The organism is Pseudoxanthomonas sangjuensis, from assembly GCF_010211755.1.
Taxonomy (GTDB): domain Bacteria; phylum Pseudomonadota; class Gammaproteobacteria; order Xanthomonadales; family Xanthomonadaceae; genus Pseudoxanthomonas_A; species Pseudoxanthomonas_A sangjuensis.
Map to the genome: position 1 here is coordinate 64,177 of NZ_PDWR01000006.1, position 25,751 is coordinate 89,927.

Genomic DNA, 25,751 nt, shown 5'->3' on the forward strand with positions numbered 1-25,751 from the left:
GGCGTTTCGTTTCCGCTGCCGGAAACCGCACGAGCGGTTCCGCCCGAATCGTGGATCGATCCGATGAAACGCCTGCTGTTCCTTCTCGCCCTGCTCGTGCCCGCCGCCCAGGCCGCCGTGCCGAAGGCCGAGTTCGATGACGCCGTCCAGCAGACCTTCGAGCGCTACGGACTCCCCGGCCTCGCGGTCGGCGTGATCGAGGACGGCAAGGTCGCCTACGTGAAGACGCTCGGCGAACTGGAAGCCGGCAAGGGCGAGCCGGTCGATGCCGACACCCTGTTCAAGATCGCCTCGAACAGCAAGGCGATGACCACGGGCGTGCTCGCGCGGCTGGTCGACCAGGGCAAGCTGAAGTGGGACGACCCGGTGACGAAGTACCTGCCGCAGTTCCGCATGCACGACCCGTGGGTCACCCGGAACATGCAGGTGCGCGATCTGCTGATCCACAACAGCGGGCTGGGCGCCGGCGCCGGCGACCTGATGTTCTGGCCGGAGCCGAACAAGTTCACCCGCGCCGATATCCTCAACGGCCTGCAATACCTCAAGCCGCGCTACAGCTTCCGCAGCCGCTATGCCTACGACAACACGCTGTACGTGATCGCCGGCGAAGTCGCCGCCGCCGCGGGCGGCAAGCCATACGAGCGGCTGGTGCGCGAGGAGATCTTCGAAAAACTCGGCATGGACCGCTGCCAGGTCGGCGAATGGAACACCGCGAAGGTCGGCAACGTCGCCCAGCCGCACGCGCGCACGCGCGAAGGCAACCGGCCGGTGCGCGTGGACGGCGAGATTGCGCCCAACCAGACCATGATGGCCGCCGGCGGCATCCGTTGCAGCCTCAACGACATGCTGAAGTGGATGTCCATGTGGCTCGATCCGGAATCCGGCTGGCTCAGTGCCGAACAGCGCCGCGCGGTGTGGAGCGCGCAGATGCCCATGCCGGTGTCGCGACGCATGCGCGAGTGGGACAAGAGCCATTTCTCGGCCTATGGCTACGGCTGGCGCCTGTCCGACGTCGACGGCGTGTGGAAGGTCGCGCACACCGGCACGCTGATGGGCATGTATTCGTCGCTGATCCTGCTGCCGGACAAGCGTGCCGGCATCATGATCATGACCAACGGCCTGGGCGAGGATGCGCGCACGGTGCTCGGCGAAGTGCTGACCAAGCACTTCACCGCGCCGCGGGAAAAGCCGACGGTCGCGCATTACGCCGATGCGCTGGAGAAGGAATCGGGCGGTCCCGCCGCGCCCTCGCGCGCCGCGGACACATCGAACCGCACCGACGCGACGGCGGCCGACCTTGGCGGCCTGCTCGGGGTCTACCGCGACCCGTGGTTCGGCGAAGCGAGCGTCTGCGAAGCCAACGGCCGCATCGAATTCAAGTCGGAGAAATCACCAACGCTGGTCGGCAAACTGTCCCGCGTCGGCGGGCGCAACCTGATCGCCTGGGACGACGACAGCGACAGCTACGAAACCTGGGCGGATTTCACCCCGGGGCAGGGCGGCGCGCCGGCGAGGCTGGCATTGTCGCTGGCCGATCCGGACGCCGACTTCAGCTTCGACGTGCACGACCTCGACTTCGCCCGCGTCCGCGACTGCCCGAGGACGCGGCTGTCGCCGGCGACCGAATTCGCGCAGACCGACCTGGTCGACATCGCCACGCTGGCGCCGGGCATCGTCCACGACATCCGCTACTACGGCGAAGACAACTTCGTCGGCACGCGCGTGCGCGGCTACGAGGCGCCGAAGTGCTACCTGCTGAGGCCGGCGGCGAAGGCGCTGGCCGCGGTCGAGCGCGACCTGCGCAAGCGCGGCTACGCGCTGCGCCTGTTCGACTGCTACCGGCCGCAGCGCGCGGTGGACCACTTCGTCGAGTGGTCGAAGGACCTGGCCGACACGAAGACCAAGGCGAAGCATTACCCGGCGCTGGACAAGCGCGTGCTGCTCGGCGACTACATCGCGGCCGTGTCCGGCCACAGCAAGGGCGCGACGGTCGACCTGACGCTGATGAAGTGCGACGGCGTCGCGTGCGCGCCGCTGGACATGGGCACCGACTTCGATTTCTTCGATCCGCTCGCCAACACCGACGATCCGCGGATCACGGCGGAGCAGAAGGCCAACCGCAAGCTGCTGCTGGACGCGATGGCCGGGCGCGGCTTCGCCAACTACCCGATGGAGTGGTGGCACTACACGTTCAAGATGCAGCCGCCGGCGGAACTGCTGTTCGACGTGCCGGTGAAGTAGCGGGTCCGGTTCAGGCCGGCGCGATGCCGGCGACGACTTCGCAGGCCACGCCGAGTTCGGCGAACCGTGCGCCAAGTCCGCCCGGCGACGTGCGGAACGCATCGCCGGGTTCCAGCCAGGCCACGCGCTGGCCGCGACGGGCCTGTTCGGCGACCAATGCGACGCAGGCCTCGCGGTCCTCCGGCGCGGGCAGCCGCGTCGCGTCCTTGCGTGCCAGCGCCAGCACCTCGGCCGGAATCGCGGCGCCGAACACGACCACGTCGGCCTGGTTCATCGCGCGCAGGGCGTCGAGGGTCAGCTCGCCCGGCTTGCCGCTGCCGGTGCCGACCAGGCTGACGCTGCCGGTTGCCGACACGTCGGGCTGCCGCAATGCCTCGTCGAAGGCACGCAACGCCGCGTCGCGCTGGCCCGAGCGCAGCAGCGTCGCCACCGGCCCGTCGATGACCCGGTCGAACCAGCGCCGGCGCTGCGCCAGGTCGGGCAGGCGCTGGCGGATCGCGTCGCGGTGTTGCGCGAACAGCGCGGCGAATTCGCCCAGCGCGTCGTCGAACTGCGCTTCCAGCCGTTCGCGCAGGCGCCGCGCCAGCATCGGCGCCGCGCCGCCGGAGGAAATCGCGACCAGCAGCGGGTCGCGGTCGACGACCGCGGGCACCTGGAAGCCGGACAGGCCGGCGTCGTCGACCACGTTGGCGAAGCGGTGCCGGCGTTCGGCCTCCGCCGCGACGCGCGCGTTGAAGCCGGCATCGTCGGTGGCCACCACCACCAGCCAGGCCGCGTCCAGCCAGGCCGGGTCGAACTCGCCCCCGCGGCGGCGCAGCCGGCCTTCTTCGACCCAGCGCGCCAGCGTCGCGTGCAGCGCCCGCGCATGCACCTGCACCCGCGCGCCGGCATGCAGCAGCGCCTCGACCTTGCGCAGCGCGACCTCGCCGCCCCCGACCACCAGCACGTCGCGGCCGGCGAGGTTGGCGAACATCGGGAACAGTGGCATGCATCCTCCGGGGTGGCGCGGACGGGCTCGCGGCGGGTTTTGCCGCATGGCAACATGAGGGGACCCCCACCGATCGCTCCGCGCCGGAATGCCCCGCATCCTGCTGCTCAACGATACCGAAAAGCCGCTCGGCGAACTGCGCGACGCGCTGCAGGCCGGCGGCCACGAAGTGCTGGTGGCCACCGGGACCCGCGCGCTGCTGAAGGCGGTCGAGGAACAGCAGCCGGACGTGGTCATCGTCGACGTCGATTCGCCGTCGCGCGACACCCTCGAGCAGCTGGCGCTGATCGACCGGCATGCGCCGCGCCCGGTGGTGGTGTTCTCCGCGGACGCCGACGAGCAGCTGATCCGCGCCGCGCTGGGGGCCGGCGTCACCGCCTACATCGTCGACGGGCTGGCGCCGGCGCGGCTGGCGCCGATCATCCAGGTGGCGCTGGCCCGCTTCGAACAGCAGTCGCACCTGCGCCGCCGCCTCGACGAAGTGCAGCAGAAGCTGCAGGACCGCAAGCTGATCGACCAGGCCAAGGGCCTGCTGATGGACAAGCGCGGGATGGGCGAGGCGGAAGCCTACGCCGCCCTGCGCAGGCAGGCGATGCAACAGAACCTGAAACTGGCGGACGTGGCGCGCCGGATCATCGCCATGGCCGAGCTGCTGGGATGAGGCAAGCATGACGCTCGACAAGCCCCGCCGTCGCCGCGTCCTGCACGTCGGCTTCGTGCCGCTGATCGACTGCGCGCCGCTGGTCGCGGCGGTGCGCCTGGGCCTGGACGGCAAGCACGGCCTGTCGCTGCAGTTGCACCGGCAGGCGTCGTGGGCGGCGGTCCGCGACAAGCTGCTGTCGGGCGAACTGGACGCGGTGCACGCGCTGGCGGGACTGGTCTACGGCGTGGAAACCGGCATCGGCGGACCGCGCGGCGAACTGGCGATCCTGATGACGCTGAACCAGAACGGGCAGGCGATCGTGCTGTCGTCCGGGCTGGCGCGGGAACTGGAGCGGGGCCGGCCGTTGCGCGAACTGCTGTCCGCGCTGCCGCGCATGCCGGTGCTGGCGCAGACCTTCCCGACCGGCACCCATGCGATGTGGCTGTACTGCTGGCTGGCCGCGCAGGGCGTCGATCCGCTGCGCGACATCCACGGCCTGTCGATGCCGCCGCCGCAGATGCCCGCCGCGATGGCCGCCGGCGACCTCGACGGCTATTGCGCCGGCGAGCCGTGGAGCCGGCAGGCCGAGGCGCTGGGCGTCGGCAAGCGCGTGGTCCGCAGCGGGCAGATCTGGCCGGGCCATCCGGAGAAGGTGCTGGCCTGCCGCCGGCAGTTCGCCGCGCTGGAGCCGGAAACCGCAACCGCGCTGACCGCCGCCGTACTGGAAGCCTGCCGCTGGCTGGACGAATCGCCGGACCATCGCCGGCAGGCCGCGCAATGGCTGGCGCATGCCGACATCATCGGCCTGCCCGCCGGCCACCTGGCCGCATGCCTGCTGCCGCCGGCGGACGAAGCTCCCTCGACCTGCCTGCGTTTCCATGCCGACGGCCAGGTCAATTTCCCGTGGATTTCCGATGGGCGCTGGTTCCTGCGGCAGTTCCGGCGCTGGGGCTGGCTGGCCGGCGCCGACGCGGTGCACGACGACGCGTTGCTGGCCGAAGTGCATCGCCTCGCTACCTACCGCGCGGCGGCGCAACGCATCGGCGTGCCGTTGCCTGCGGAAAACAGCCGATCCGGCCCGCCGCTCGACGATCCGCAGCGGGAGTAGGTGCCCTCGCGTCGCGCCGAACGGTTGCTGCGACGCACAACCCTGGTGCAAGGGTGCACGCCCGCCGTGCAACTTCGCCAAGCGGAGTGATCGCGTCGCCACCGGCCGCCGCCCGGCATCCCAATCCAAGTCATTGAATTGACGGGTATCGCGCCCGCGGCCGCCAACGGCCGCGGAGTTGGCACGCCGATTGCATTGACGTAATCGCCGGGCGCAACGGCGCGCGCGGCGAACCCTCCCCCGGCAGGTGGCCAACGATGGCGTGCCTGCGCAGACAACGGCGTCTTTCCGGTGCGAACCGGAAGGCGCCGTTTTTTGTTTTCCCGCTTCCTCCGCAACGCCCCCACCACGAGCCGCGCCAGCGTCCATCGAATCGTCACGAGGAGAATGCAAATGGGTTACGTCGTCCCTTCCGACCTTGCCAAGAAGATGATCGACGCCGGCGAGGCGAAGATCTTCATGTCCGCCCGCGACACCCTGATCCGCGCCTACATGGCCGGCGCGATCCTGACCCTGGGCGCCGCCTTCGCCGTCACGATCTCGGTGCAGACCGGCGTGCCGCTGGTCGGCGCGCTGCTGTTCCCGGTCGGCTTCATCATTCTCTACCTGCTGGGCTTCGACCTGCTGACCGGCGTGTTCACCCTGGCGCCGCTGGCATGGATCGACCGGCGCCCCGGCGTCACCGCCGGCGGCGTGCTGCGCTGCTGGGGCCTGGTGTTCGCCGGCAATTTCGCCGGCGCGCTGACCGTGGCGCTGTTCATGGCCATCATCTGCACCTACGGCTTCAGCACGGAACCGGACGCGGTCGGGCAGAAGCTCGGCCAGATCGGCGAAGCGCGCACCCTCGGCTATGCCGCGCACGGCGCCGCCGGCTGGCTGACCATCTTCGTCCGCGGCGCGCTGTGCAACTGGATGGTGTCCACCGGCGTGGTCTGCGCGATGGTGTCGACTTCGGTGTCCGGCAAGGCGGTCGCGATGTGGATGCCGGTCATGCTGTTCTTCGCGATGACCTTCGAGCACTCGGTGGTCAACATGTTCCTGTTCCCGGTCGGCCTGATGCTGGGCGGCGGGTTCTCGATCGCCGACTACTTCCTCTGGAACGAGATCCCGACCGTGCTCGGCAACCTGGTCGGCGGCCTCGCCTTCGTCGGCCTGGCGATCTACGCGACCCATGCGCGCACCGCGCCCAGGCGCCTGCCGGCGGCGCAGGAACCCGAGTCCGTCGGCTTCGCCGCCGAGCCCGGACAGGCCTGAGTCGCGGTCGCACGGAGATTCCCCGATGGACGGAGCGATGCAACCGCACTGGCACGACATCTGCGCGCTGGACGAGATCTGGCCCAACACCGGCGTCTGCGCGCGCATCGGCGGCGTGCAGGTCGCGGTGTTCCGGCTCGGCGACGGGGCCGGCGGGCGCCTGTTCGCGCTGCAGAACCACGACCCCTTCTCCGGCGCCAACGTGCTGTCGCGCGGCCTGCTCGGCAACCTCGGCGAACGCCTGGTGGTCGCCTCGCCGATCTACAAGCAGCACTTCGACCTGGCTACCGGCGAATGCGTCGAGGACGCCGGCGTGGCCCTGCGCACCTGGCCGGTGCGCGCCGCCGGCGGCCGCGTGCAGGTCGCGGCATGAACGGGACGCCGGAGCGGAGGGCCCGCGGATGAAAAAGATGAAGATCGTCGTCGTCGGCAATGGCATGGTGGGCCACAGGTTCGTCGAGGAACTCGTGGCGAAACAGCTGCCCGGACTGGAGATCGTCGTGCTCGGCGAGGAGTCGCGCCCGGCCTACGACCGCGTGCACCTGTCGGCGTTCTTCGCCGGCGGCAGCGCGCAGGAGCTGTCGCTGGTCAAACCCGGCTTCTACGAACGCGAGGGCATCGAGCTGCGCCTCGGCGCCAAGGCCGTGGCGGTCGATCGCCAGCGCCGCAAAGTGAAGCTGGCCAGCGGCGAAACCATCGGCTACGACAAGCTGGTGCTGGCCACCGGTTCGTATCCGTTCGTGCCGCCGGTGCCGGGCCGCGACCGCGAAGGCTGCTTCGTCTACCGCACCATCGACGACCTCGAGGCGATGGCCGCGTGGGGCGCGAAATCGAAGACCGGCGTCGTGGTCGGCGGCGGCCTGCTCGGCCTGGAGGCGGCCAAGGCGCTGAAGGACATGGGCCTGCAGACCCACGTGGTCGAATTCGCGCCGCGGCTGATGGCGGTGCAGGTCGACGACGGCGGCGGCCGCGTGCTGCGCGCGAAGATCGAGGCGCTGGGTGTGGCCGTGCACACCGGCAAGAACACGGTGGAGATCGTCGACGGCGCCGGTCTCGGCGTCGGCGGCCGGCATGCGATGAAGTTCCTCGACGGCGGCCAGCTCGAGGCCGACATGATCGTGTTCTCCGCCGGCATCCGCCCGCGCGACGAGCTGGCGCGCAACGCGGCGCTGCCGCGCGGCGAACGCGGCGGGGTCGTCATCGACGACCGCTGTCGCACCGCCGACCACGACATCTACGCCATCGGCGAATGCGCGGTGTGGGAAGGCAGGCTGTTCGGGCTGGTCGCGCCCGGCTACGAAATGGCGCGGGTGGCCGTCGACGACATCGCCGCGACCGGCTTCGACCGCGCCGGTTGCGGCGAGTCGCGGTTCGGCGGCGCGGACACGAGCACCAAGCTCAAGCTGATGGGCGTGGACGTGGCCAGCATCGGCGACGCGCACGGCGCCACGCCGGACAGCCGCATCTGCCAGTACAGCGACGAACGCAGGCAGGTGTACAAGAAGCTGGTGCTGTCCGCCTGCGGCAGGCGCCTGCTCGGCGCGGTGCTGGTCGGCGAGGCCGAGGAATACGGCACCCTGCTGCAGATGGTGCTCAACCGGATCGAACTGCCGGAATCGCCGGAGTTCCTGATCCTGCCCAGCGCGGACGGCGCGGCCCGGCCCGGCCTGGGCGCGGAAGCGCTGCCGGACGCCGCCCAGGTCTGCTCGTGCAACAACGTCTCGAAGGGACAGATCCGCGCCGCGGTGCGCGACGGCGCGGCCAGCATCGGCGCGATCAAGAAGTGCACCAGGGCCGGCAGCAGCTGCGGCGGCTGCGTGCCGCTGGCCACGCAGGTGATGAAGGCGGAAATGTCCCGGCTGGGCATGACGGTGAACAACCACGTCTGCGAGCACTTCCCGTTTTCGCGCCAGGAGCTCTACCACCTGGTCCGCGTCGGGAAAATCCGCACCTTCGACGAGTTGATCGGCAGGCACGGCAGGGGCCTGGGCTGCGACGTCTGCAAGCCGGCCGTGGCGAGCATCCTCGCCTCGTGCTGGAACGCCTTCGTGCTGGAGAAGGACAAGGCGGGGCTGCAGGATTCCAACGACTACTTCCTCGCCAACATCCAGAAGGACGGCACCTATTCGGTGGTGCCGCGCATCGCCGGCGGCGAGATCGCCCCGGACAAGCTGATCGCGATCGGCGAGGTGGCGAGGAAGTACGGCCTGTACACCAAGATCACCGGCGGCCAGCGCATCGACCTGTTCGGCGCGCAGGTGCACCAGCTGCCGCTGATCTGGCAGGAACTGGTCGACGCCGGCTTCGAATCCGGCCACGCCTACGGCAAGGCGCTGCGCACGGTGAAGAGCTGCGTCGGCTCCACCTGGTGCCGCTACGGCATGCTCGATTCGGTGTCGATGGCGCTGGCCATCGAGCACCGCTACAAGGGCCTGCGCGCGCCGCACAAGCTCAAGTCCGCGGTGTCCGGTTGCACCCGCGAGTGCGCGGAGGCGCAGTCCAAGGACTTCGGCGTCATCGCCACCGAGAACGGCTGGAACCTGTACGTCTGCGGCAACGGCGGGATGAAGCCGCGCCACGCCGAGCTGCTGGCGGGCGACCTCGACGACGAGACCCTGATCCGCTACATCGACCGCTTTCTGATGTTCTACATCCGCACCGCCGACCGCCTGCAGCGCACCAGCGTCTGGCGCGACAACCTCGAAGGCGGGCTCGACTACCTGAAGGACGTGGTCGTCCACGACAGGCTCGGCCTCGGCGCCGAGCTCGAGGCGGAGATGTCGCAGGTGGTCGGCAGCTACGCCTGCGAGTGGAAGCGCGCGATCGAGGACCCGGAGACGCTGCGCCGCTTCCGCACCTTCGTCAATGCGGACGGTGGCGACGAGAACGTGGCGTTCGTGCGCGAGCGCGGCCAGATCCGCCCGGCGCGCGCCGCGGAGAAGCGCGCAAGGGCCATCGACGCGGTGCTGGCCGGGGAGGCCGCGACGTGAGCGCCGCGCGGCACGAGGTGGTGCTGCTGTCGGCCGGCCCGGGCGACCTGGAGCTGCTGACGCTGAAGGCGGTGAAGGCGCTGGCCGCCGCCGACGTGCTGCTGCTCGACGACCTGGTCGATCCCGGCATCGTCGAACTGGCGCCGCGCGCGCGGGTGCTGCGCGTGGGCAAGCGCGGCGGTTGCCGCTCCACGCCGCAGGCCTTCATCTGCCGGCTGATGCGCCGCTACGCGCTGCAGGGCGCGCGGGTGGTGCGGGTCAAGGGCGGCGAGGCGCTGCTGTTCGGGCGCGCCGGCGAGGAGATCGGCTTCCTGCGCGAAGCCGGGATCGGCGTGCAGGTCATCAATGGCGTCAGCGCCGCGTTCGCGGCGGCGGCTTCGCTCGGCGTTTCGCTGACCCATCGCGAGCACTGCCACGGCGTCACCTTCGTCACCGCGCATACCCGCGACGGCGGCGAGCCCGACTGGCGCGCGCTGTGCGCCACCGGCGCCACCCTGGCCATCTACATGGGCCTGCACCGGCTCGAATCGCTGGCGCATGGCCTGTCGCGGCACCTGCCGGCGAACACGCCGGCGGTGGTGGTGCAGGCCGCGTCGTGCGCGGACGAGTCGCGCGTGCTGACCACGCTCGGCCGCCTGCCCGCGGCCGCCGCCGCGCTGCGGCCCGGCCGGCCCGGGGTGGTCCTGGTCGGTGCGGCGCTGGCCGAAGCGTGGGCTGTCCAAGGCCTGCCGGCGCGGCCCGCGAGGGCCGCCACGACGGCGTCCTGAGCGGGAAAACCCGGCGGCCGGGCGTCGTGCCGGGGTGCGGATTTTGCACTGCAGCAAGCCTTTGTGGAGTTCGCTGGTAAAGTTCGTCTGGATACCGGGGTTCCTACGCGAGCGATGCCAGAACAAGTCTTCCTCCCCAGCGGGACTTTTTTTTGCAGGCAAAGTGTTAGCGCTAACATTTCGCTAACGGAGGCCTGCCCGTGAGTGCCGTGCCGTCGGACGCCGCGCGCGTGGATCCGCTGTTCGTCGGCCTCGACGTCGGCACCCAGAGCGTCAAGCTGGTCGCCTACGACCCGGCCGCGCGGCGGGTCGCCGCCACCCACGGCCATGCGCTGGAACTGATCGCCCACGACGACGGCAGCCGCGAACAGCGCGCCGAATGGTGGATCGACGCGATCCGCGCCTGCTTCGCCCGGCTCGAGCCCGGCCAGCGCGCGCGCGTCGCCGCGATCGGCGTGTCCGGCCAGCAGCACGGCTTCGTGCCGGTCGACGCAGCGGGCAGGGTGCTGGCCCCGGCCAAGCTGTGGTGCGACACCTCGACCCAGCTCGAATGCGACGAGATCATGGCCGCGGCCGGCGGCACGGCGCGCAGCATCGCGCTGGCCGGCAACCCGATCCTCGCCGGCTACACCGCGTCGAAGCTGCCGTGGACGCGCAAGCACCGCCCGGAAGCCTACGCGCGGCTGGACGCGATCCTGCTGCCGCACGACTACGTCAACTCCTGGCTGACCGGCCGGCGCTGGATGGAGCACGGCGACGCTTCCGGCACCGGCTGGCTCGACGTACGCACGCGGCAGTGGTCGCAGGAACTGCTCGCCGCGACCGATGCGGATCGCGATCTGTCCGCGTTGCTGCCGCCGCTGGTCGCGGCCGACGCCAGCTTCCCGATTTCGGCGGTCACCGCCGAGGAACTCGACCTGCCGCGCGACGTCATCGTCAGCGCCGGCGGCGGCGACAACATGATGGCGGCGATCGGCACCGGCAACGTCGAACCCGGCGTGCTGAGCATGAGTCTGGGCACGTCCGGCACGCTGTTCGCCTACGCCGACCGCCCGGTGGTCGACGCCGGCGGCGGCTGGGCCGCGTTCTGCGATTCCACCGGCGGCTGGCTGCCGCTGGTATGCACGATGAACTGCACCGTCGCCACCGAAGCCGTGGCGAAGCTGTTCGGCTTCAGCGCGCGGGAAGGCGACGAGGTCATGGCGGAGTCGAAGCCCGGCGCCGGCGGCCTGACCCTGCTGCCGTTCTTCAACGGCGAACGCACCCCCGACCTGCCGCAGGCGCGCGCCGAATGGCACGGCATCGACATGGAGAATTTCAGCCGCGGCAACGCCTACCGCGCGGCGATGGAAGGCGCGACCTTCGCGCTGCGCTACGGCTACGGCCTGCTGCAGGCGGCGGGCATGCGCTTCGGCGCGATCCGCCTGACCGGCGGCGGCAGCAACAGCGCGGCGTGGCGGCAGATGGTCGCCGACGTGTTCGAACTGCCGGTCGACGTGCCCGAGCAGACCGAGGGCGCGGCGTTCGGCGCGGTGCTGCAGGCGCTGTGGGCGCACGACCACGCCGGCGGCGGCAACGCCGGCATCGCCGGACTCGCGCGCGAGCACGTGCGCTGCGAACCGTCGCTGTCGGCGCGGCCCGATCCCGCCGCCGTCGCGGCCTACCGCGAACCCTACCGCCGCTTCCTGGACCATCTGGAAGCGGCCAGGCGCCATTACGCCAACCGCCCCGGAGCCGGCGCGGCCTGATCCGGAACACGCATCTCCACCCCATAGCAGCGAGCACCACCATGAGCACTCCCTTCATCGGCAAACGCGAATACTTCCCCGGCATCGGCCCGATCGGCTACGAAGGCCCGGGCTCCGACAATCCGCTGGCGTTCAAGGTCTACGACGCCGGCAAGAAGGTCGGCGGCAAGACCATGGCCGAGCACCTGAAGTTCGCGGTCTGCTACTGGCATACGTTCACCAACGCCGGCCACGATCCGTTCGGCCCGGGCACGCGCAGGTTCCCGTGGGAAGGCGCCACGCCGATGGCGACCGCCGAGAACAAGGTCGACGCCGCGTTCGAGTTCATCAGCAAGCTCGGCGCGCCGTACTACTGCTTCCACGACGTCGACCTGGCGCCGGACGCCGAGGACGTCGGCGAATACGAGAAGAACCTGAAGCACATGGTCGCGCTGGCGAAGGAGCGGCAGCAGGCCACCGGCATCAAGCTGCTGTGGGGCACGGCGAACCTGTTCTCGCACCCGCGCTACGCCAACGGCGCGTCGACCAACCCCGACTTCGCCGTGGTCGCGCGCGCCGCGGTGCAGGTCAAGGCCGCGCTCGAGGCCACCGTCGAGCTCGGCGGCGAGCACTACGTGTTCTGGGGCGGCCGCGAGGGCTACGCCTCGCTGGTCAACACCGACATGAAGCGCGAGCTCGCGCACTTCGCGCGCTTCCTGGGCATGGCTCGCGACTACGGCCGCAGCATCGGCTTCAAGGGCTACTATTTCATCGAGCCCAAGCCGATGGAGCCGATGAAGCACCAGTACGACTTCGACAGCGCCACCGTCGCCGGCTTCCTGCGCGAACACGGGCTGGAGAAGGACTTCAAGCTCAACATCGAGGCCAACCACGCCACGCTGTCCGGCCACACCTTCGAGCACGACCTGCAGGTCGCGTCCGACCACGGCCTGCTCGGCAGCATCGACGCCAACCGCGGCAACCCGCAGAACGGCTGGGACACCGACCAGTTCCCGACCGACCTGTACGACACCGTCGCCGCGATGATGGTGGTGCTGCGCCAGGGCGGCCTGGTCGGCGGCCTGAACTTCGACGCCAAGGCGCGCCGCGAGTCGACCGACATGGAAGACCTGTTCATCGCCCACATCGGCGGCATGGACGCGTTCGCGCGCGGCCTCGAGGTCGCCCATGCGCTGCTCAACGATTCGCCGTGGGAACAGTGGCGCAAGCAGCGCTACGCCAGTTTCGACGGCGGCGCGGGCAAGGACTTCGCGGACGGCAGGCTCGGCCTGGCCGACCTCGCCGCGCTGGCGGCGAAGAACGGCGAGCCGAAGCAAGCCAGCGGCAAGCAGGAGAAGTACGAAAACCTGTTGAACCAGTATTTGCTGAAGGTTTGATTTCGCGATGCAAGAACCCTTCTCCCGTTTCGCGGGGGAAGGCCGGGATGGGGGCGGGCGTCTCCGCGTCGACACGGCTCGTCGCCGCGCGACCCGCGCCCCCGCCCCAACCCTCACCCGCGTGCGGGGGAGGGGGGCGTTCCGGGAAGGAGAGGGGCATCCGCGCCCTGCGGATGCGAGGGTTCCCATGCAACGAGGGAAGCACGGCATGTCCAGCGCAACGCTTGAGAACGCGGCAGCGGCCCGCAGCCAGGAAAACACCCGTTTCATCATCCTGATCAGCCTGGTCGCCACCATCGGCGGCTTCCTGTTCGGCTTCGACAGCGGCGTGATCAACGGCACCGTCGACGGGCTGAAGCAGGCGTTCCGCTCCGATGCGGCGGTCACCGGCTTCAACGTCGCCTCGATGCTGCTCGGCTGCGCGGCCGGCGCGTGGTTCGCCGGCACCCTGGCCGACCGCTACGGCCGGCGCACGATGCAGCTGTGGGCCGCGCTGTTCTTCCTGGTCTCGGCGTGGGGCTCGGGCATCGCCACCTCGTCGGCCGAGTTCGTGGTCTACCGCGTGATCGGCGGGCTTGCGGTCGGCGCGGCCAGCGTGATGTCGCCGGCCTACATCTCGGAAGTCGCCTCGGCGCGCTACCGCGGGCGGCTGGCGACGGTGCAGCAGATCGCGATCATCGGCGGTCTGTTCTGCTCCTTCCTCAGCAACTACCTGCTGGCGAAGGTCGCCACGTCGTCGCTGGAGAAGCTGTGGTTCGGCTACGAGGCGTGGCGTTGGATGTTCTGGATGGAGATCGTGCCGATCGTGGTGTTCGGCGTGGCCCTGCTGTTCATCCCGGAGAGCCCGCGCTACCTGGTCGCGCGCGGGTTCCGCGAGCGCGCGCGGCAGGTGCTGGCGAAGCTGTACGGCAGCGACGAAGGCGCGCGCAAGCTGGACGAGATCGACGCCTCGCTGGCGCGCGACCACCATCGCCCGCGCCTGTCCGACCTGGTCGACAAGGCGCGCGGGCGCGTCCGCCCGATCATCTGGGTCGGCATCGGCCTGGCCACGTTCCAGCAACTGGTCGGCATCAACGTGGTGTTCTACTACGGCGCGGTGCTGTGGCAGGCGGTCGGCTTCTCCGAGAGCGACGCGCTGCTGATCAACGTGATCTCCGGCGCGCTGAGCATCGGCGCCTGCCTGCTGACCGTGGTGCTGATCGACCGCATCGGGCGCAAGCCGCTGCTGTGGATCGGCTCGGTCGGCATGGCGGTCGCGCTGGGCCTGGTCGCCATCGCCTTCGCCAGCGGCAGCCTCGAGAACGGCAGGCTGGCGCTGTCCGACGCGATGGGCGTGCTGGCGCTGGTCGCGGCCAACGGCTACGTGATCTTCTTCAACCTGTCGTGGGGCCCGGTGATGTGGGTGATGCTGGGCGAGATGTTCCCGAACCAGATCCGCGGTTCCGGCCTGGCCGTCGCCGGCCTGTTCCAGTGGGGCTCCAACTTCCTGGTCACCTGGACCTTCCCGATGCTGCTGGCCGGCATCGGCCTGGCCGCCGCCTACGGCATCTACACCGCGGCCGCGGCGCTGTCGGTGTTCTTCGTGCTGCGCTACGTGCGCGAGACCCGCGGCAAGGAACTGGAGCAGATGGAGGGCTGAGCGATGGCGCCGTCAGTCTTGCGCCGCGGCCGGCGGCGGGGCGACCGAATCCCGCTTGACCAGCTGGTGCGCGACCACGTGGTCGATCATCTTGCGCGCCTCGCCTTCCTTGCGGCGGATGCCGCGCAGCAGGACGTCGATCGCCGAATCGGCCATCGAGGCGATCGGCTGGTGGATCGTGGTCAGTTCCGGCCACACCGTGGTCGCCGCGGAAGTGTCGTCGTAGCCGACCACCGACAGGTCGCGCGGCACGTCGAGGCCGCGCCGGTGCGCCACCGAAACCACGGCCGCGGCCATGTCGTCGTTGCTGGCGAAGATCGCGGTCGGCGCCTGCCTGCGTTCCAGCAGCTTCTCCGCCGCATCCAGCCCGGAGCGGTAGGTGAAATAGCCCTGCGCGACCAGCGCGCGGTCGAACTCGATGCCGGCCTGTTCCAGCGCGGCGCGATAGCCGTCGAAACGCAGCGCGCTGGCGGTCTGGTTCGGGTTGCCCTTGATGAAGCCGATGCGGCGGTGGCCGAACGCGATCAAGTGCTCGGTGATTTCCTTGCTGGCGCGGAAATCGTCGATGCGCACGCAGGAGATGTCGTCGTGGAAGCGGCCGGAAGCGATCGCGACCACCGGCACGCCGGCGCGGACCAGTTCCGTGACCACCACTTTCGACTCGCACAGCGGCGGCGGCAGGATCACCCCGGCCACGCTCTTGACCAGCGCGCGCGCGGCGTTGCGCTCGGCCTCGGCGTCGTATTCGTCCCAGGCGTCGATGACCAGCTGCGCCGCGGTGCGGGTCGCGCCGCGCAGCGCGCCGACCAGCAGCTCGCGCAGGTAGGCGCCGCTGGGGTTGGTGTAGATAAGGGCGATGCGCGTGCCCTGCGCCGCGGCCAGCGAACTGGCGGCCAGGTTCGGCGTGTAGCCCAGTTCGCGCACCGCGCGCATGACCCGCTCGCGGGTCGATTCGCGCACGTTGCCGGTGCCGTTGACCACGCGCGAGACGGTCATCGGCGAAACGTTGGCGAACGACGCCACCGCGTCGATGGTGACCGCTTGGCCCTTGCGCCGTACCGATTTGCGGGTGGTCTTCTTCGCCAATGTCCTTTCCTTCGGGCGCCGGGCGGCCTTCTATCGCGCCCGTCCGCCGGTCCCCACGATCCCATGCAGCCATGGAAATTTGCCCCATGTTAGCGATAACGGCAACGGCCGGCGAACGCCTGCGCCGGACCTGCCGCCGTGCCGCCGCCTGCGCCGCGCTGCTGCTGGCCGCGGCAGCGCCTGCGCTTCCGGCGCAGGCCGAGGACGGCTACGCGCTGTGGCCGCGCTACAAGCCGCTGCCGGCGCAGCAGGCCGAAGCCTGGCGCGCCGCGGCGGCGCAACTGGTGGTTGCCGACGCCACGCCGACGCAGCGGGCGACGCGCGAAGAGCTGCAGCGCGGCCTCGCCGGGCTGCTCGGAGCGGCGCCGGAACCGTCGCCGGCGGCGACCCGCGACGGCGCCATCGTCGTCGGCACGCCCGTCTCGCAGCCGGCGATCGCACGGCTCGGGCTCGACACCGCCGCGCTCGGCGACGAGGGCTACCTGATCCGCAGCGTGGAGATCGACGGCCATGCGGCGACGGTCGTGGCCGGCCACAGCGACCTCGGCGCGCTGTACGGCGCGTTCCGTTTCCTGCGCCTGCTGCAGACCGGCCAGGCGCCGGCCGGGCTCGACCTGCGCGACGCGCCGAGGGTGAAGCTGCGCCTGCTCAACCACTGGGACAACCTGAACCGCCACGTCGAACGCGGCTACGCCGGCGAATCGATCTGGGACTGGCACAAGCTGCCGGACTACCTGGATCCGCGCTACACCGACTACGCGCGCGCCAACGCTTCGATCGGCATCAACGGCACCGTGCTCAACAACGTCAGCAGCGACACCGCCGACGTGCTGACCGCGCCGTACCTGGAGAAGGTGGCGGCGCTCGCCGGCGTGTTCCGCGCCTGGGGCATCCGCGTCTACCTGGTGCCGCGGTTTTCCGCGCCGATCGAGATCGGCGGGCTGAAGACCGCCGACCCGCTCGATCCGCAGGTGCGGCGATGGTGGCGCGACAAGGTCGACGAGATCTACCGCTACGTCCCCGATTTCGGCGGCTTCCTGGTCAAGGCCAATTCCGAAGGCCAGCCCGGCGCGCAGGACTACGGCCGCAGCCACGCCGACGGCGCCAACGTGCTGGCCGACGCGCTGGCCCCGCACGGCGGCGTGGTGTTCTGGCGCGCCTTCGTCTACAAGAGCGAGAACCGCGACGACCGCGCCAGGCAGGGCTACGACGAGTTCGTGCCGCTCGACGGCGAATTCCATCGCAACGCGATGGTGCAGGTGAAGAACGGCCCGATCGACTTCCAGCCGCGCGAGCCGTTCCACCCGCTGTTCGGGGCGATGCCGAAGACGCCGCTGGCGATGGAATTCCAGATCACCAAGGAATACCTCGGCTTCGCCACCCACCTGGCCTACCTCGGGCCGATGTACGAGGAAACGCTGCGCGCCGACACGTACGCCAGGGGCAAGGGCTCGACCGTGGCGAAGGTGGTCGACGGCTCGCTGTTCGGGCACGAACTGACCGCGATGGCCGGCGTCGCCAACATCGGCACCGACCGCAACTGGAGCGGCTCGATCTTCGACCAGGCCAACTGGTACGCGTTCGGCCGGCTGGCGTGGGATCCGCAGGCGTCGTCGCGCGACATCGCCGAAGACTGGGTGCGGATGACGTTCTCGAACGACCCGGCGCTGGTCGAACCCGTCGTCGGGATGATGATGCGTTCGCACCAGGCGGTGGTCGACTACATGACCCCGCTCGGCCTCGCCCACCTGATGGGCACCGGACACCACTACGGTCCCGCGCCGTGGGTCGCCGACCTCGATCGTCCCGAATGGAATCCGGTCTACTACCACCGCGCCGACGCGGGCGGCATCGGCTTCGAGCGCGGGCCCGGGGGCAGCAATGCGGTGGCCCAGTACGCCGCGCCGCTCGCGCGCGAATTCGCCGATGTCGCCAGCACGCCGGAGCCGTTCCTGCTCTGGTTCCACCACGTGCCGTGGGATCACCGGATGAAGTCGGGCCGGCCGCTGTGGGACGAACTGGTCGCGCATTACGACCGCGGCGTCGACGAGGTGAAGGCGATGCGCGCCACGTGGCGCGGCCTCGGCGGCCATGTCGATGCCGAGCGCCACGCGCAGGTCGCCGCCTTCCTCGCGATCCAGCAGAAGGAGGCGCAGTGGTGGCGCGACGCCAGCATCGCCTACTGGCAGAGCCTCAACGGCCTGCCGTTGCCGGCCGGGCACGCGCCGCCGGCGCACAAGCTCGACTACTACGAGTCGCTGTCGTTCCCGTTCGCTCCAGGAAACCATTCACGATGAACAAGACGTTGGCACTGCTGCTGGCAGCAATGGCCCCGTTCGCCGCGCGCGCGGCCGATGCGCCGCTGCTGCACGAGATGTTCCAGGACCACGCGGTATTGCAGCGCGACCGGCCGATCCCGGTCTGGGGCCGGGCGCAGCCCGATGCGGACGTGACGGTCTCGCTCGCCGGCAAGCGCGTGCAGGCCCGCGCCGATGCGCAGGGCCGCTGGCGGGCGGAACTGCCGGCGTTGCGGGCGGGCGGCCCGTACACGCTGACCGCGCATTCCGGCGGCGCCACGCAGACGGCGAGCGACGTGCTGGTCGGCGACGTATGGCTGTGCTCCGGGCAGTCGAACATGGAACTGCAGGTCAAGCGCACGCTGAATTCCCGCGCCGAGATCCAGGACGCGGACAACGACCGCATCCGCCTGCTCAAGGTCGGGCTGAAGGAAAGCGTGGCCCCGCGCGAGCACTTCGAGTTGCCGGTGCGGTGGCAGAAGACCACGCCGGCGGACGTGCCGGAATTCTCCGCGGCCTGCTACTACTTCGCCCGCGAGCTGCAGAAGTCCGTCGACGTGCCGATGGGCCTGGTCAATTCGTCGTGGGGCGGTTCGCGGATCGAGGCATGGATCGGCGCGGAGTCGCTGCGCAGGCTCGGCGGCTACGACGATGCGCTGGATGTGCTCGCGCAGTACGCGGACGATCCGCTCGCGGCGGCCGCGAACTGGGGCGAAGTCTGGGCGAGGTGGTGGCGCGGGCGGCCCGGCGTGGCGCCGGGCGACGAGCCGTGGCGCGCGGATTACGCGCCCGGCAAGTCCGCGCCGGATGAAGCGTGGCGCGCCGCGCCGCGCGAACTCGGCGCATGGGAAGGCTGGGGCGTGCCGGAGCTGGCCGAATTCAACGGCATGCTCTGGTACCGCACCACGCTGGAGCTGAGCGCGGCGCAGGCCGCGCAGGACGCGGTGCTGGAACTGGGCACGGTCGACGAGGTCGACATGACCTGGGTCAACGGCCGCGGCGTCGGCAGCGCCTACATCGGCGAACCGCGCAAGTATCCGCTGCCGCGCGGGCTGCTGCACGAAGGCGACAACACGCTGGTGGTCAACGTGCTGGACACCTACGTGTTCGGCGGCATCACCGGGCCGTCGTCTTCGCGCGTGCTGCGCTTCGCCGATGGCACGTCGATCCCGCTCGATGGCCATTGGCAATACCGCATCGTGCCGGACACGGTCGGCACGCCGCCCCTGGCGCCGTGGATGTCGGCGTCGGGCAAGACCACGCTGTTCAACGGCATGGTCGCGCCGCTGGTCGGCTACGGCCTGCGCGGCGCGCTGTGGTACCAGGGCGAATCCAACACCGGCCAGCCCGCGGCCTACCGCGACCTGCTGCGCGCCTACCGCGACGACCTGCGCGCGCACTTCGGCAAGGACCTGCCCCTGTTCGTCGTGCAACTGGCGAACTTCGGCCCTGCGCCGACCCGGCCGACCGAAAGCGGCTGGGCCGAACTGCGCGAGGTGCAGCGCGAAGTCGCCGCCGAGGACCCGCGCACCGGGCTCGCGGTCGCGATCGACATCGGCGACCGCTACGACATCCATCCGGCGAACAAGCAGGAACTCGGCCGCCGCCTGGCCCGCGCCGCGCGCCGCGTGGTCTACGGCGAGAAGATCGCCGAGACCGGCCCGGTGCCGTTGTCGGCGAAGCGGGAAGGCGACGCGGTCGTGGTGGCGTTCGGCGACGTCGCCGGCAGGCTCGTTGCCTATGGTTACGACAAGCCGATCGGCTTCGAACTGTGCGGCAGCGGGCCGGGCTCGTGCCGCTACGCCGATGCCGAAATCCGCGGCGCCGGCGAAGTCGTGCTGCGCGCGCCGGTCGCGAACCCGACGCGCGTCCGCCATGCCTGGGCCGACAGCCCCATCGTCACCCTGTTCGACGGCGACGGCCTGCCGGCCGGGCCGTTCGAACTCGAGGTTCCCTGACCGCATTCCCCGCGAGCGCATCCATGAGCAAGCAAACCGGCAAGAACGCCGCCAGCGAAACCGCCACCCACGGCTCCGTGCGCGACCGCGAGATCGTCGACGCGAAGGTCATCGTCACCTGCCCGGGGCGCAACTTCGTCACCCTGAAGATCACCACGCGCTCGGGCGTCACCGGCCTCGGCGACGCCACCCTCAACGGCCGCGAGCTCGCGGTCGCTTCGTACCTGCAGGACCACCTGGTCCCGAACCTGATCGGCCGCGACGCCGGCCGCATCGAGGACATCTTCCAGTTCTTCTATCGCGGCGCGTACTGGCGGCGCGGCCCGGTGACGATGAGCGCGATCGCCGCGGTCGACGTCGCGCTGTGGGACATCCTCGGCAAGATGGCCGGGCTGCCGATCTACCGGCTGCTCGGCGGCCGCTCGCGCGAGGGCGCGCTGGTCTACGGCCACGCCAACGGCCGCGACATCGCCGAGGCCAGCGACGCGGTCGGCCGTTTCATCGAGCAGGGCTTCCTCGCGGTGCGCGCGCAGTGCGGCGTGCCGGGGGTGAAGAAGGCCTACGGCGTTTCCAGCGCCAGGGGCTACGAGCCGGCCGAGAGCGAGCTGCCGGCGGAGACCGTGTGGAACACGCCACGCTACCTCGAAGTGGCGCCGAAGCTGTTCGAACGGCTGCGCAAGGACCACGGCAACCACGTCGAGCTGCTGCACGACGTGCACCACCGGCTCAGCCCGATCGAGGCGGCGCGGCTGGCGAAGAGCCTGGAGCCGTACCGCCTGTTCTGGCTGGAGGACGCCACGCCCGCCGAGAACCAGCACTCGTTCGAGCTGATCCGCCAGCACTCGGTCACGCCGCTCGCGGTCGGCGAGGTGTTCAACTCGATCTGGGACTGCAAGCACCTGATCGAGAACCAGCTGATCGACTACATCCGCACGACGATCGTGCACGGCGGCGGCATCAGCCACATCCGCCGCCTCGCCGACTTCGCCGCGCTGCACCAGGTGCGCACCGGCTTCCACGGCGCCACCGACCTGTCGCCGGTGACGATGGGCGCGGCGCTGCACTTCGACACCTGGGCGCCGAACTTCGGCATCCAGGAATACATGTTCCATACCGGGGAAACCGACGCGGTGTTCCCGCACGACTACGAATTCCGCGACGGCCGCCTGCACGTCGGCGACACGCCGGGCCACGGCGTTGCCCTCGACGAGAAGCTGGCGAAGAAGTACCCGTATTCGCCGAAGCAGCTGCCGATCGCGCGGCTGCAGGACGGCTCGATGTGGGATTGGTGAGACCGATGCGAACCGCAGGATTCGCATTGCTGTCGCTATTGCTTGCCGCGCCCGCCGCATGGGCGCAACAGGCGGTCGCATTCGACTGGTTCGAATATGTCGGCAAGGATGCGGCCTTCGAACAGCCGCTGCCGCCGGGCCACTACCGCAACCCGATCCTCGCCGGCTTCCATCCGGACCCGGGCATCGCCCGCGCCGGCGACAAGTACTACCTGGTCAACTCGACGTTCGGGTACTTCCCCGGCATCCCGGTGTTCGAAAGCGACGACCTGGTGCACTGGCGGCAGATCGGAAGTGTCATCGACCGGCCTTCGCAACTGGACTTCGACGGCCTGCAACTGTCGCGTGGCGTGTTCGCGCCGACCATCTCGTTCCACGGCGGCACGTTCTACGTGCTCAACACCGCGGTCGACAGCGGCGGCAACTACATCGTCACCGCGAAGGATCCGGCGGGGCCGTGGTCCGAGCCGGTATGGCTGCCGACGGTCGGCGGCATCGACACCTCGCTGTTCTTCGACGACGACGGCAAGGCCTACCTGCTCAACAACGACGCGCCGGAAGGCGAGCCGCTGTACGACGGGCATCGTGCGATCTGGCTGCGCGAATTCGACCTGGAGAAACTGCAGCCGGCCGGCGAAGCGAAGGTCGTCGTCAATGGCGGCATGGACATCGCGCAGAAGCCGATCTGGATCGAAGGCCCGCACCTCTACAAGCGCGACGGCTGGTACTACCTGTCCTGCGCCGAGGGCGGCACCGGCCCGCAGCATTCGCAGGTGGTCGCGCGCAGCCGCAACGTGTGGGGGCCGTATGTTCCCTACGAGCACAACCCGATCCTGACCCAGCGCGACCTGCCCGACGATCGCGCCGAACCGGTGACCAACGCCGGCCATGCCGACCTGGTCGAAGGCAGGGACGGCCGGTGGTGGGCGGTGTTCCTGGCCAGCCGCAACTACGGCGGCACGCACTACAACACCGGGCGCGAAACGTATTTGCTCCCGGTCGAATGGAAGGACGGCTGGCCCACCATCCTCGAGCACGGCCGCGCGATCCCGCGCGTGGCGCCGGCGCCGTCATGGGTGCAGGGCGCGGCGCGGCAGGCGCCGCTGAGCGGCAACTTCGCCTGGCGCGACGAATTCGACCAGCCACGACTCGACCGCGCCTGGCTGCGGGTGCGCGTGCCGAAGACCGCGTGGGCCGATCTCGCCGCAAGGCCCGGTGCGTTGACCATCCATCCGCTGGCCGAGAACCTCGACACGCTGCGCAACCCTTCGTTCCTCGCCCGTCGCCAGCAGCACCTGGTCTTCGAGGCCAGCACCGCGCTCGACGTGCCGGCGCGGCCCGGCGTCGCCGCCGGCATCGCCGCGTTCCAGAACGAGGCGCACTGGTACTTCCTCGGCGTGCGCCGCACCGCAGGCGGCAAGGCGCAGCTGTTCCTGGAAAAGAGCGCCGGCAAGCCGGCCGAGACCATCGCGACGGCCACGCTCGCGGCGGGCAAGACGCTGAAACTGAAGATCGCCGGCAACGAAGGCGCGTATTCGTTCGGCTACGACGACGGCGACGGCTGGCGATGGCTGCGGCAGGGCGAAGACGGAACCATCCTCAGCACCGACGTCGCCGGCGGCTTCGTCGGCGCGACGCTGGGGCCGTACGCGCGCAGCGAGGAATCCGAGTAACCACGGGAGCGGAGATGGGCATCGTGATCAAATCCATGGCGGCCGGCATCCTCGTCGCATTGTCGTGCGCCGCATCGGCGCCGGCCATCGCGCAAGCGGCGGATCCGAAGCCGGCCTACCTCGACACCGCGCGCGGCTTCGAGGAACGCGCCGCCGACCTGGTCGCGCGACTGACGCTGGAGGAAAAGGCCGCGCTGATGCAGCACGACAACCCGGCGATCCCGCGGCTCGGCATCCCCGCCTACGACTGGTGGAACGAGGCCCTGCACGGCGTGGCCCGCGCCGGCGCGGCGACTTCGTTCCCGCAGGCGATCGGGCTGGCGGCGACCTTCGACGTGCCGCTGATGGACGAGGTCTCGGAAACCATCAGCGACGAGGCGCGCGCCAAGCACCACGAAGCCCTGCGCCGCGGCGAGCACGGCCGCTACCAGGGCCTGACCTTCTGGTCGCCGAACATCAACATCTTCCGCGACCCGCGCTGGGGCCGCGGCCAGGAGACCTACGGCGAGGACCCGTATCTCACGTCGCGCATGGGCGTCAGCTTCGTCCGCGGCCTGCAGGGCGACGATCCCAAGTACCGCAAGCTCGACGCCACCGCGAAGCACTTCGCCGTGCACAGCGGCCCCGAGGCCGACCGCCACCACTTCGACGTGCATCCGTCGAAGCGCGACCTGTACGAAACCTACCTGCCGGCGTTCGAGGCGCTGGTCAAGGAAGGGCAGGTCGCCGCGGTGATGGGCGCGTACAACCGCGTCTACGGCGAATCGGCCAGCGCCAGCAAGTTCCTGTTGCAGGACGTGCTGCGCCGCGACTGGGGTTACAAGGGCTACGTGCTGTCCGACTGCTGGGCGATCGAGGACATCTGGAAGCGCCACAGGATCGTCGCCACCGTCGAGGAAGCCGTCGCGCTCGCGGTGAAGAACGGCGACGACCTCAACTGCGGCAACAGCTACGCGAAGGCGCTGCCGGCGGCGGTGAAGCAGGGCCTGATCACCGAGGCCGAGCTCGACGCGTCGCTGCAGCGGCTGGTCGCCGCGCGCATGCGGCTGGGCATGTTCGACCCGCCGGAGGACGTGCGCTGGGCGCAGATCCCGTACTCGGTCAACCAGGCACCGGAACACGACGCGCTGGCGCGCCGCGCCGCGCAGGAATCGATCGTGCTGCTGAAGAACGACGGCATCCTGCCGCTGTCCAAGCGGCTCAGGCGCGTCGCGGTGATCGGCCCGACCGCCGACGACGTGATGGCGCTGCTGGGCAACTACTACGGCACGCCGGCCGACCCGGTGACCATCCTGCGCGGCATCCGCGAAGCGCTGCCGGATGCCGAGGTGGTCTACGCGCGCGGCGTCGACCTGGTCGAGGGGCGCGACGACCCGGCGGCCACGCCGCTCATCGAAGCGCAGTACCTGCGACCGGAGCCCGGTTCCAGCGAGCGCGGCCTGCGCGGCGAGTACTTCCGCAACAAGGACCTGTCGGGCAAGCCGGTGCTCGTGCGCGTGGACCCGCAGATCGCGTTCCGCTGGGACCGCGGTTCGCCCACCGACAACCTGATGGCACGCGGCGAGGCCGGTCCGGACAACGCCGTGCCCAACGACGGTTTCGGCATCCGCTGGAGCGGCCAGCTGCTGCCACCGGTGAGCGGCCAGTACCGGCTGGAGGCCGCGGCCAACGACGGCATGCGCCTGTACCTGGACGGCAAGCGGCTCATCGACCACTGGGAGGATGCCGAGCGCCTGCGTGCGGACAGCGTCACCGTCGCGCTGGAGGCCGGCCGCGCCTACGACATCCGCCTGGAGTACTACGAGAACGAGCGCGATTCGGCGGTGCGCCTGGCCTGGGCGCGGCCCGGCGCGCAGCCGCCGTTCGAGCAGGCGCTGGAAGCGGCGCGCAGCGCCGACGCGGTGGTGTTCGTCGGCGGCCTGACCGGCGACGTCGAGGGCGAGGAGATGCGCGTCGACTATCCGGGCTTCGCCGGCGGCGACCGCACCGACCTGCGCCTGCCGGCCACGCAGCGCAAGCTGCTCGAGGCGCTGCACGCGACCGGCAAGCCGGTGGTGGCGGTGCTGACCACCGGTTCGGCGCTGGCGATCGACTGGGCGAAGCAGAACCTGCCGGCGATCCTCGTCGCGTGGTATCCCGGCCAGCGCGGCGGCAGTGCGGTCGCCGACGTGCTGTTCGGCGATGCCAACCCGGCCGGGCGCCTGCCGGTGACCTTCTACAAGGCCGACGAACGGCTGCCGGCGTTCGACGATTATTCGATGCGCGGCCGCACCTACCGCTATTTCGCCGGCGAACCGCTGTATCCGTTCGGCCACGGCCTGTCGTACACGCGCTTCGAGTACGCGAAGCTGCGCCTCGACGGCCGCCGCATCGACGCCGACCGGCAGGCGACCGTCTCGGTCCGCGTGCGCAACGCGGGCGACCGCGCCGGCGACGAAGTGGTGCAGTTGTACCTGCGCCCGATCGAGCCGCGGCGCGAGCGGGCGGCGAAGGAACTGCGCGGCTTCCAGCGCGTGCACCTGCAGCCGGGCGAGGAGCGCGAACTGTCGTTTCCGCTCGTGCCGCGAACCGACCTGCGCGTCTACGACGACGCGGCCGGCCGCTACGTGGTCGACCCGGGCGAGTACGAGGTGCAGGTCGGCGCGTCGAGCGCGGACATCCGCGCGACGCAACGGTTCACGGTGAAGTAGC

Annotated in this window: 17 protein-coding genes; 15 read left to right on the forward strand and 2 right to left on the reverse strand. The window is 70.4% G+C overall.

The features are described from left to right. Window positions 1-63 precede the first annotated feature (63 nt). Window positions 64-2,241, forward strand: coding sequence for a serine hydrolase (locus tag CSC71_RS04580; protein WP_162373173.1), 2,178 nt, complete (start codon window positions 64-66; stop codon window positions 2,239-2,241). A gap of 10 nt (window positions 2,242-2,251) precedes the next feature. Here CSC71_RS04580 and CSC71_RS04585 read toward each other — a convergent pair whose 3' ends face one another. Then, on the reverse strand, window positions 2,252-3,229 hold the full coding sequence (locus CSC71_RS04585) for an NAD(P)-dependent oxidoreductase (protein WP_162373174.1): 978 nt from the start codon (window positions 3,227-3,229) through the stop codon (window positions 2,252-2,254). Window positions 3,230-3,317: 88 nt separating this feature from the next. Here CSC71_RS04585 and CSC71_RS04590 point away from each other — a divergent pair, with 88 nt between their 5' ends. The 9 genes from CSC71_RS04590 (at window position 3,318) to CSC71_RS04630 (ending at window position 14,754) form a co-directional block, all read left to right on the forward strand. After that, a complete protein-coding gene (locus CSC71_RS04590) occupies window positions 3,318-3,890 on the forward strand; it encodes an ANTAR domain-containing response regulator (RefSeq protein ID WP_162373175.1) in 573 nt (190 codons plus the stop codon). Between the two features lie 7 nt (window positions 3,891-3,897). After that, on the forward strand, window positions 3,898-4,980 hold the full coding sequence (locus CSC71_RS04595) for a CmpA/NrtA family ABC transporter substrate-binding protein (RefSeq protein WP_162373176.1): 1,083 nt from the start codon (window positions 3,898-3,900) through the stop codon (window positions 4,978-4,980). Window positions 4,981-5,373: 393 nt separating this feature from the next. Next, window positions 5,374-6,234, forward strand: a complete 861-nt coding sequence (locus CSC71_RS04600; protein WP_162373177.1) for a formate/nitrite transporter family protein — start codon at window positions 5,374-5,376, stop codon at window positions 6,232-6,234. A gap of 25 nt (window positions 6,235-6,259) precedes the next feature. Next, a complete protein-coding gene (gene nirD / locus CSC71_RS04605) occupies window positions 6,260-6,607 on the forward strand; it encodes a nitrite reductase small subunit NirD (protein WP_211367858.1) in 348 nt (115 codons plus the stop codon). Window positions 6,608-6,635: 28 nt separating this feature from the next. Continuing rightward, a complete protein-coding gene (nirB, locus tag CSC71_RS04610; protein ID WP_170295382.1) occupies window positions 6,636-9,224 on the forward strand; it encodes a nitrite reductase large subunit NirB in 2,589 nt (862 codons plus the stop codon). Window positions 9,225-9,241: 17 nt separating this feature from the next. Beyond that, a complete protein-coding gene (cobA, locus tag CSC71_RS04615) occupies window positions 9,242-9,991 on the forward strand; it encodes a uroporphyrinogen-III C-methyltransferase (RefSeq protein ID WP_162373239.1) in 750 nt (249 codons plus the stop codon). A 200-nt stretch (window positions 9,992-10,191) separates the two neighbouring features. Next, window positions 10,192-11,739, forward strand: a complete 1,548-nt coding sequence (xylB, locus tag CSC71_RS04620) for a xylulokinase (protein ID WP_246191970.1) — start codon at window positions 10,192-10,194, stop codon at window positions 11,737-11,739. A gap of 41 nt (window positions 11,740-11,780) precedes the next feature. Continuing rightward, a complete protein-coding gene (xylA, locus tag CSC71_RS04625; RefSeq protein ID WP_162373178.1) occupies window positions 11,781-13,115 on the forward strand; it encodes a xylose isomerase in 1,335 nt (444 codons plus the stop codon). A 208-nt stretch (window positions 13,116-13,323) separates the two neighbouring features. Next, complete coding sequence (locus CSC71_RS04630) at window positions 13,324-14,754, forward strand: sugar porter family MFS transporter (RefSeq protein ID WP_162373179.1); 1,431 nt, start codon at window positions 13,324-13,326, stop codon at window positions 14,752-14,754. Window positions 14,755-14,766: 12 nt separating this feature from the next. Here CSC71_RS04630 and CSC71_RS04635 read toward each other — a convergent pair whose 3' ends face one another. Beyond that, on the reverse strand, window positions 14,767-15,840 hold the full coding sequence (locus CSC71_RS04635; protein ID WP_162373180.1) for a LacI family DNA-binding transcriptional regulator: 1,074 nt from the start codon (window positions 15,838-15,840) through the stop codon (window positions 14,767-14,769). Window positions 15,841-15,926: 86 nt separating this feature from the next. On the opposite strand from CSC71_RS04635, the gene CSC71_RS04640 reads away from it, so the two are divergent. Genes CSC71_RS04640 through CSC71_RS04660 form a run of 5 tightly spaced genes read left to right on the forward strand, consistent with a single transcriptional unit; the run spans window position 15,927 to window position 25,750 of the window. Continuing rightward, window positions 15,927-18,137: an alpha-glucuronidase family glycosyl hydrolase gene (locus tag CSC71_RS04640; RefSeq protein WP_162373181.1), complete on the forward strand. Its 2,211-nt coding sequence runs from the start codon at window positions 15,927-15,929 to the stop codon at window positions 18,135-18,137. Then, a complete protein-coding gene (locus CSC71_RS04645) occupies window positions 18,134-20,095 on the forward strand; it encodes a sialate O-acetylesterase (RefSeq protein WP_162373182.1) in 1,962 nt (653 codons plus the stop codon). Before CSC71_RS04640 ends, CSC71_RS04645 begins: the two co-directional genes overlap by 4 nt. A 23-nt stretch (window positions 20,096-20,118) precedes the next feature. Beyond that, window positions 20,119-21,387, forward strand: coding sequence for a D-mannonate dehydratase ManD (gene manD, locus CSC71_RS04650; protein ID WP_162373183.1), 1,269 nt, complete (start codon window positions 20,119-20,121; stop codon window positions 21,385-21,387). Window positions 21,388-21,392: 5 nt separating this feature from the next. Further along, window positions 21,393-23,060 carry a glycoside hydrolase family 43 protein gene (locus tag CSC71_RS04655; protein WP_162373184.1) on the forward strand — a complete coding sequence of 556 codons (1,668 nt, stop codon included), beginning with the start codon at window positions 21,393-21,395 and terminating at the stop codon, window positions 23,058-23,060. 59 nt (window positions 23,061-23,119) lie between these two features. Continuing rightward, window positions 23,120-25,750 carry a beta-glucosidase gene (locus CSC71_RS04660; protein WP_425501921.1) on the forward strand — a complete coding sequence of 877 codons (2,631 nt, stop codon included), beginning with the start codon at window positions 23,120-23,122 and terminating at the stop codon, window positions 25,748-25,750. Window position 25,751: the final 1 nt, after the last annotated feature.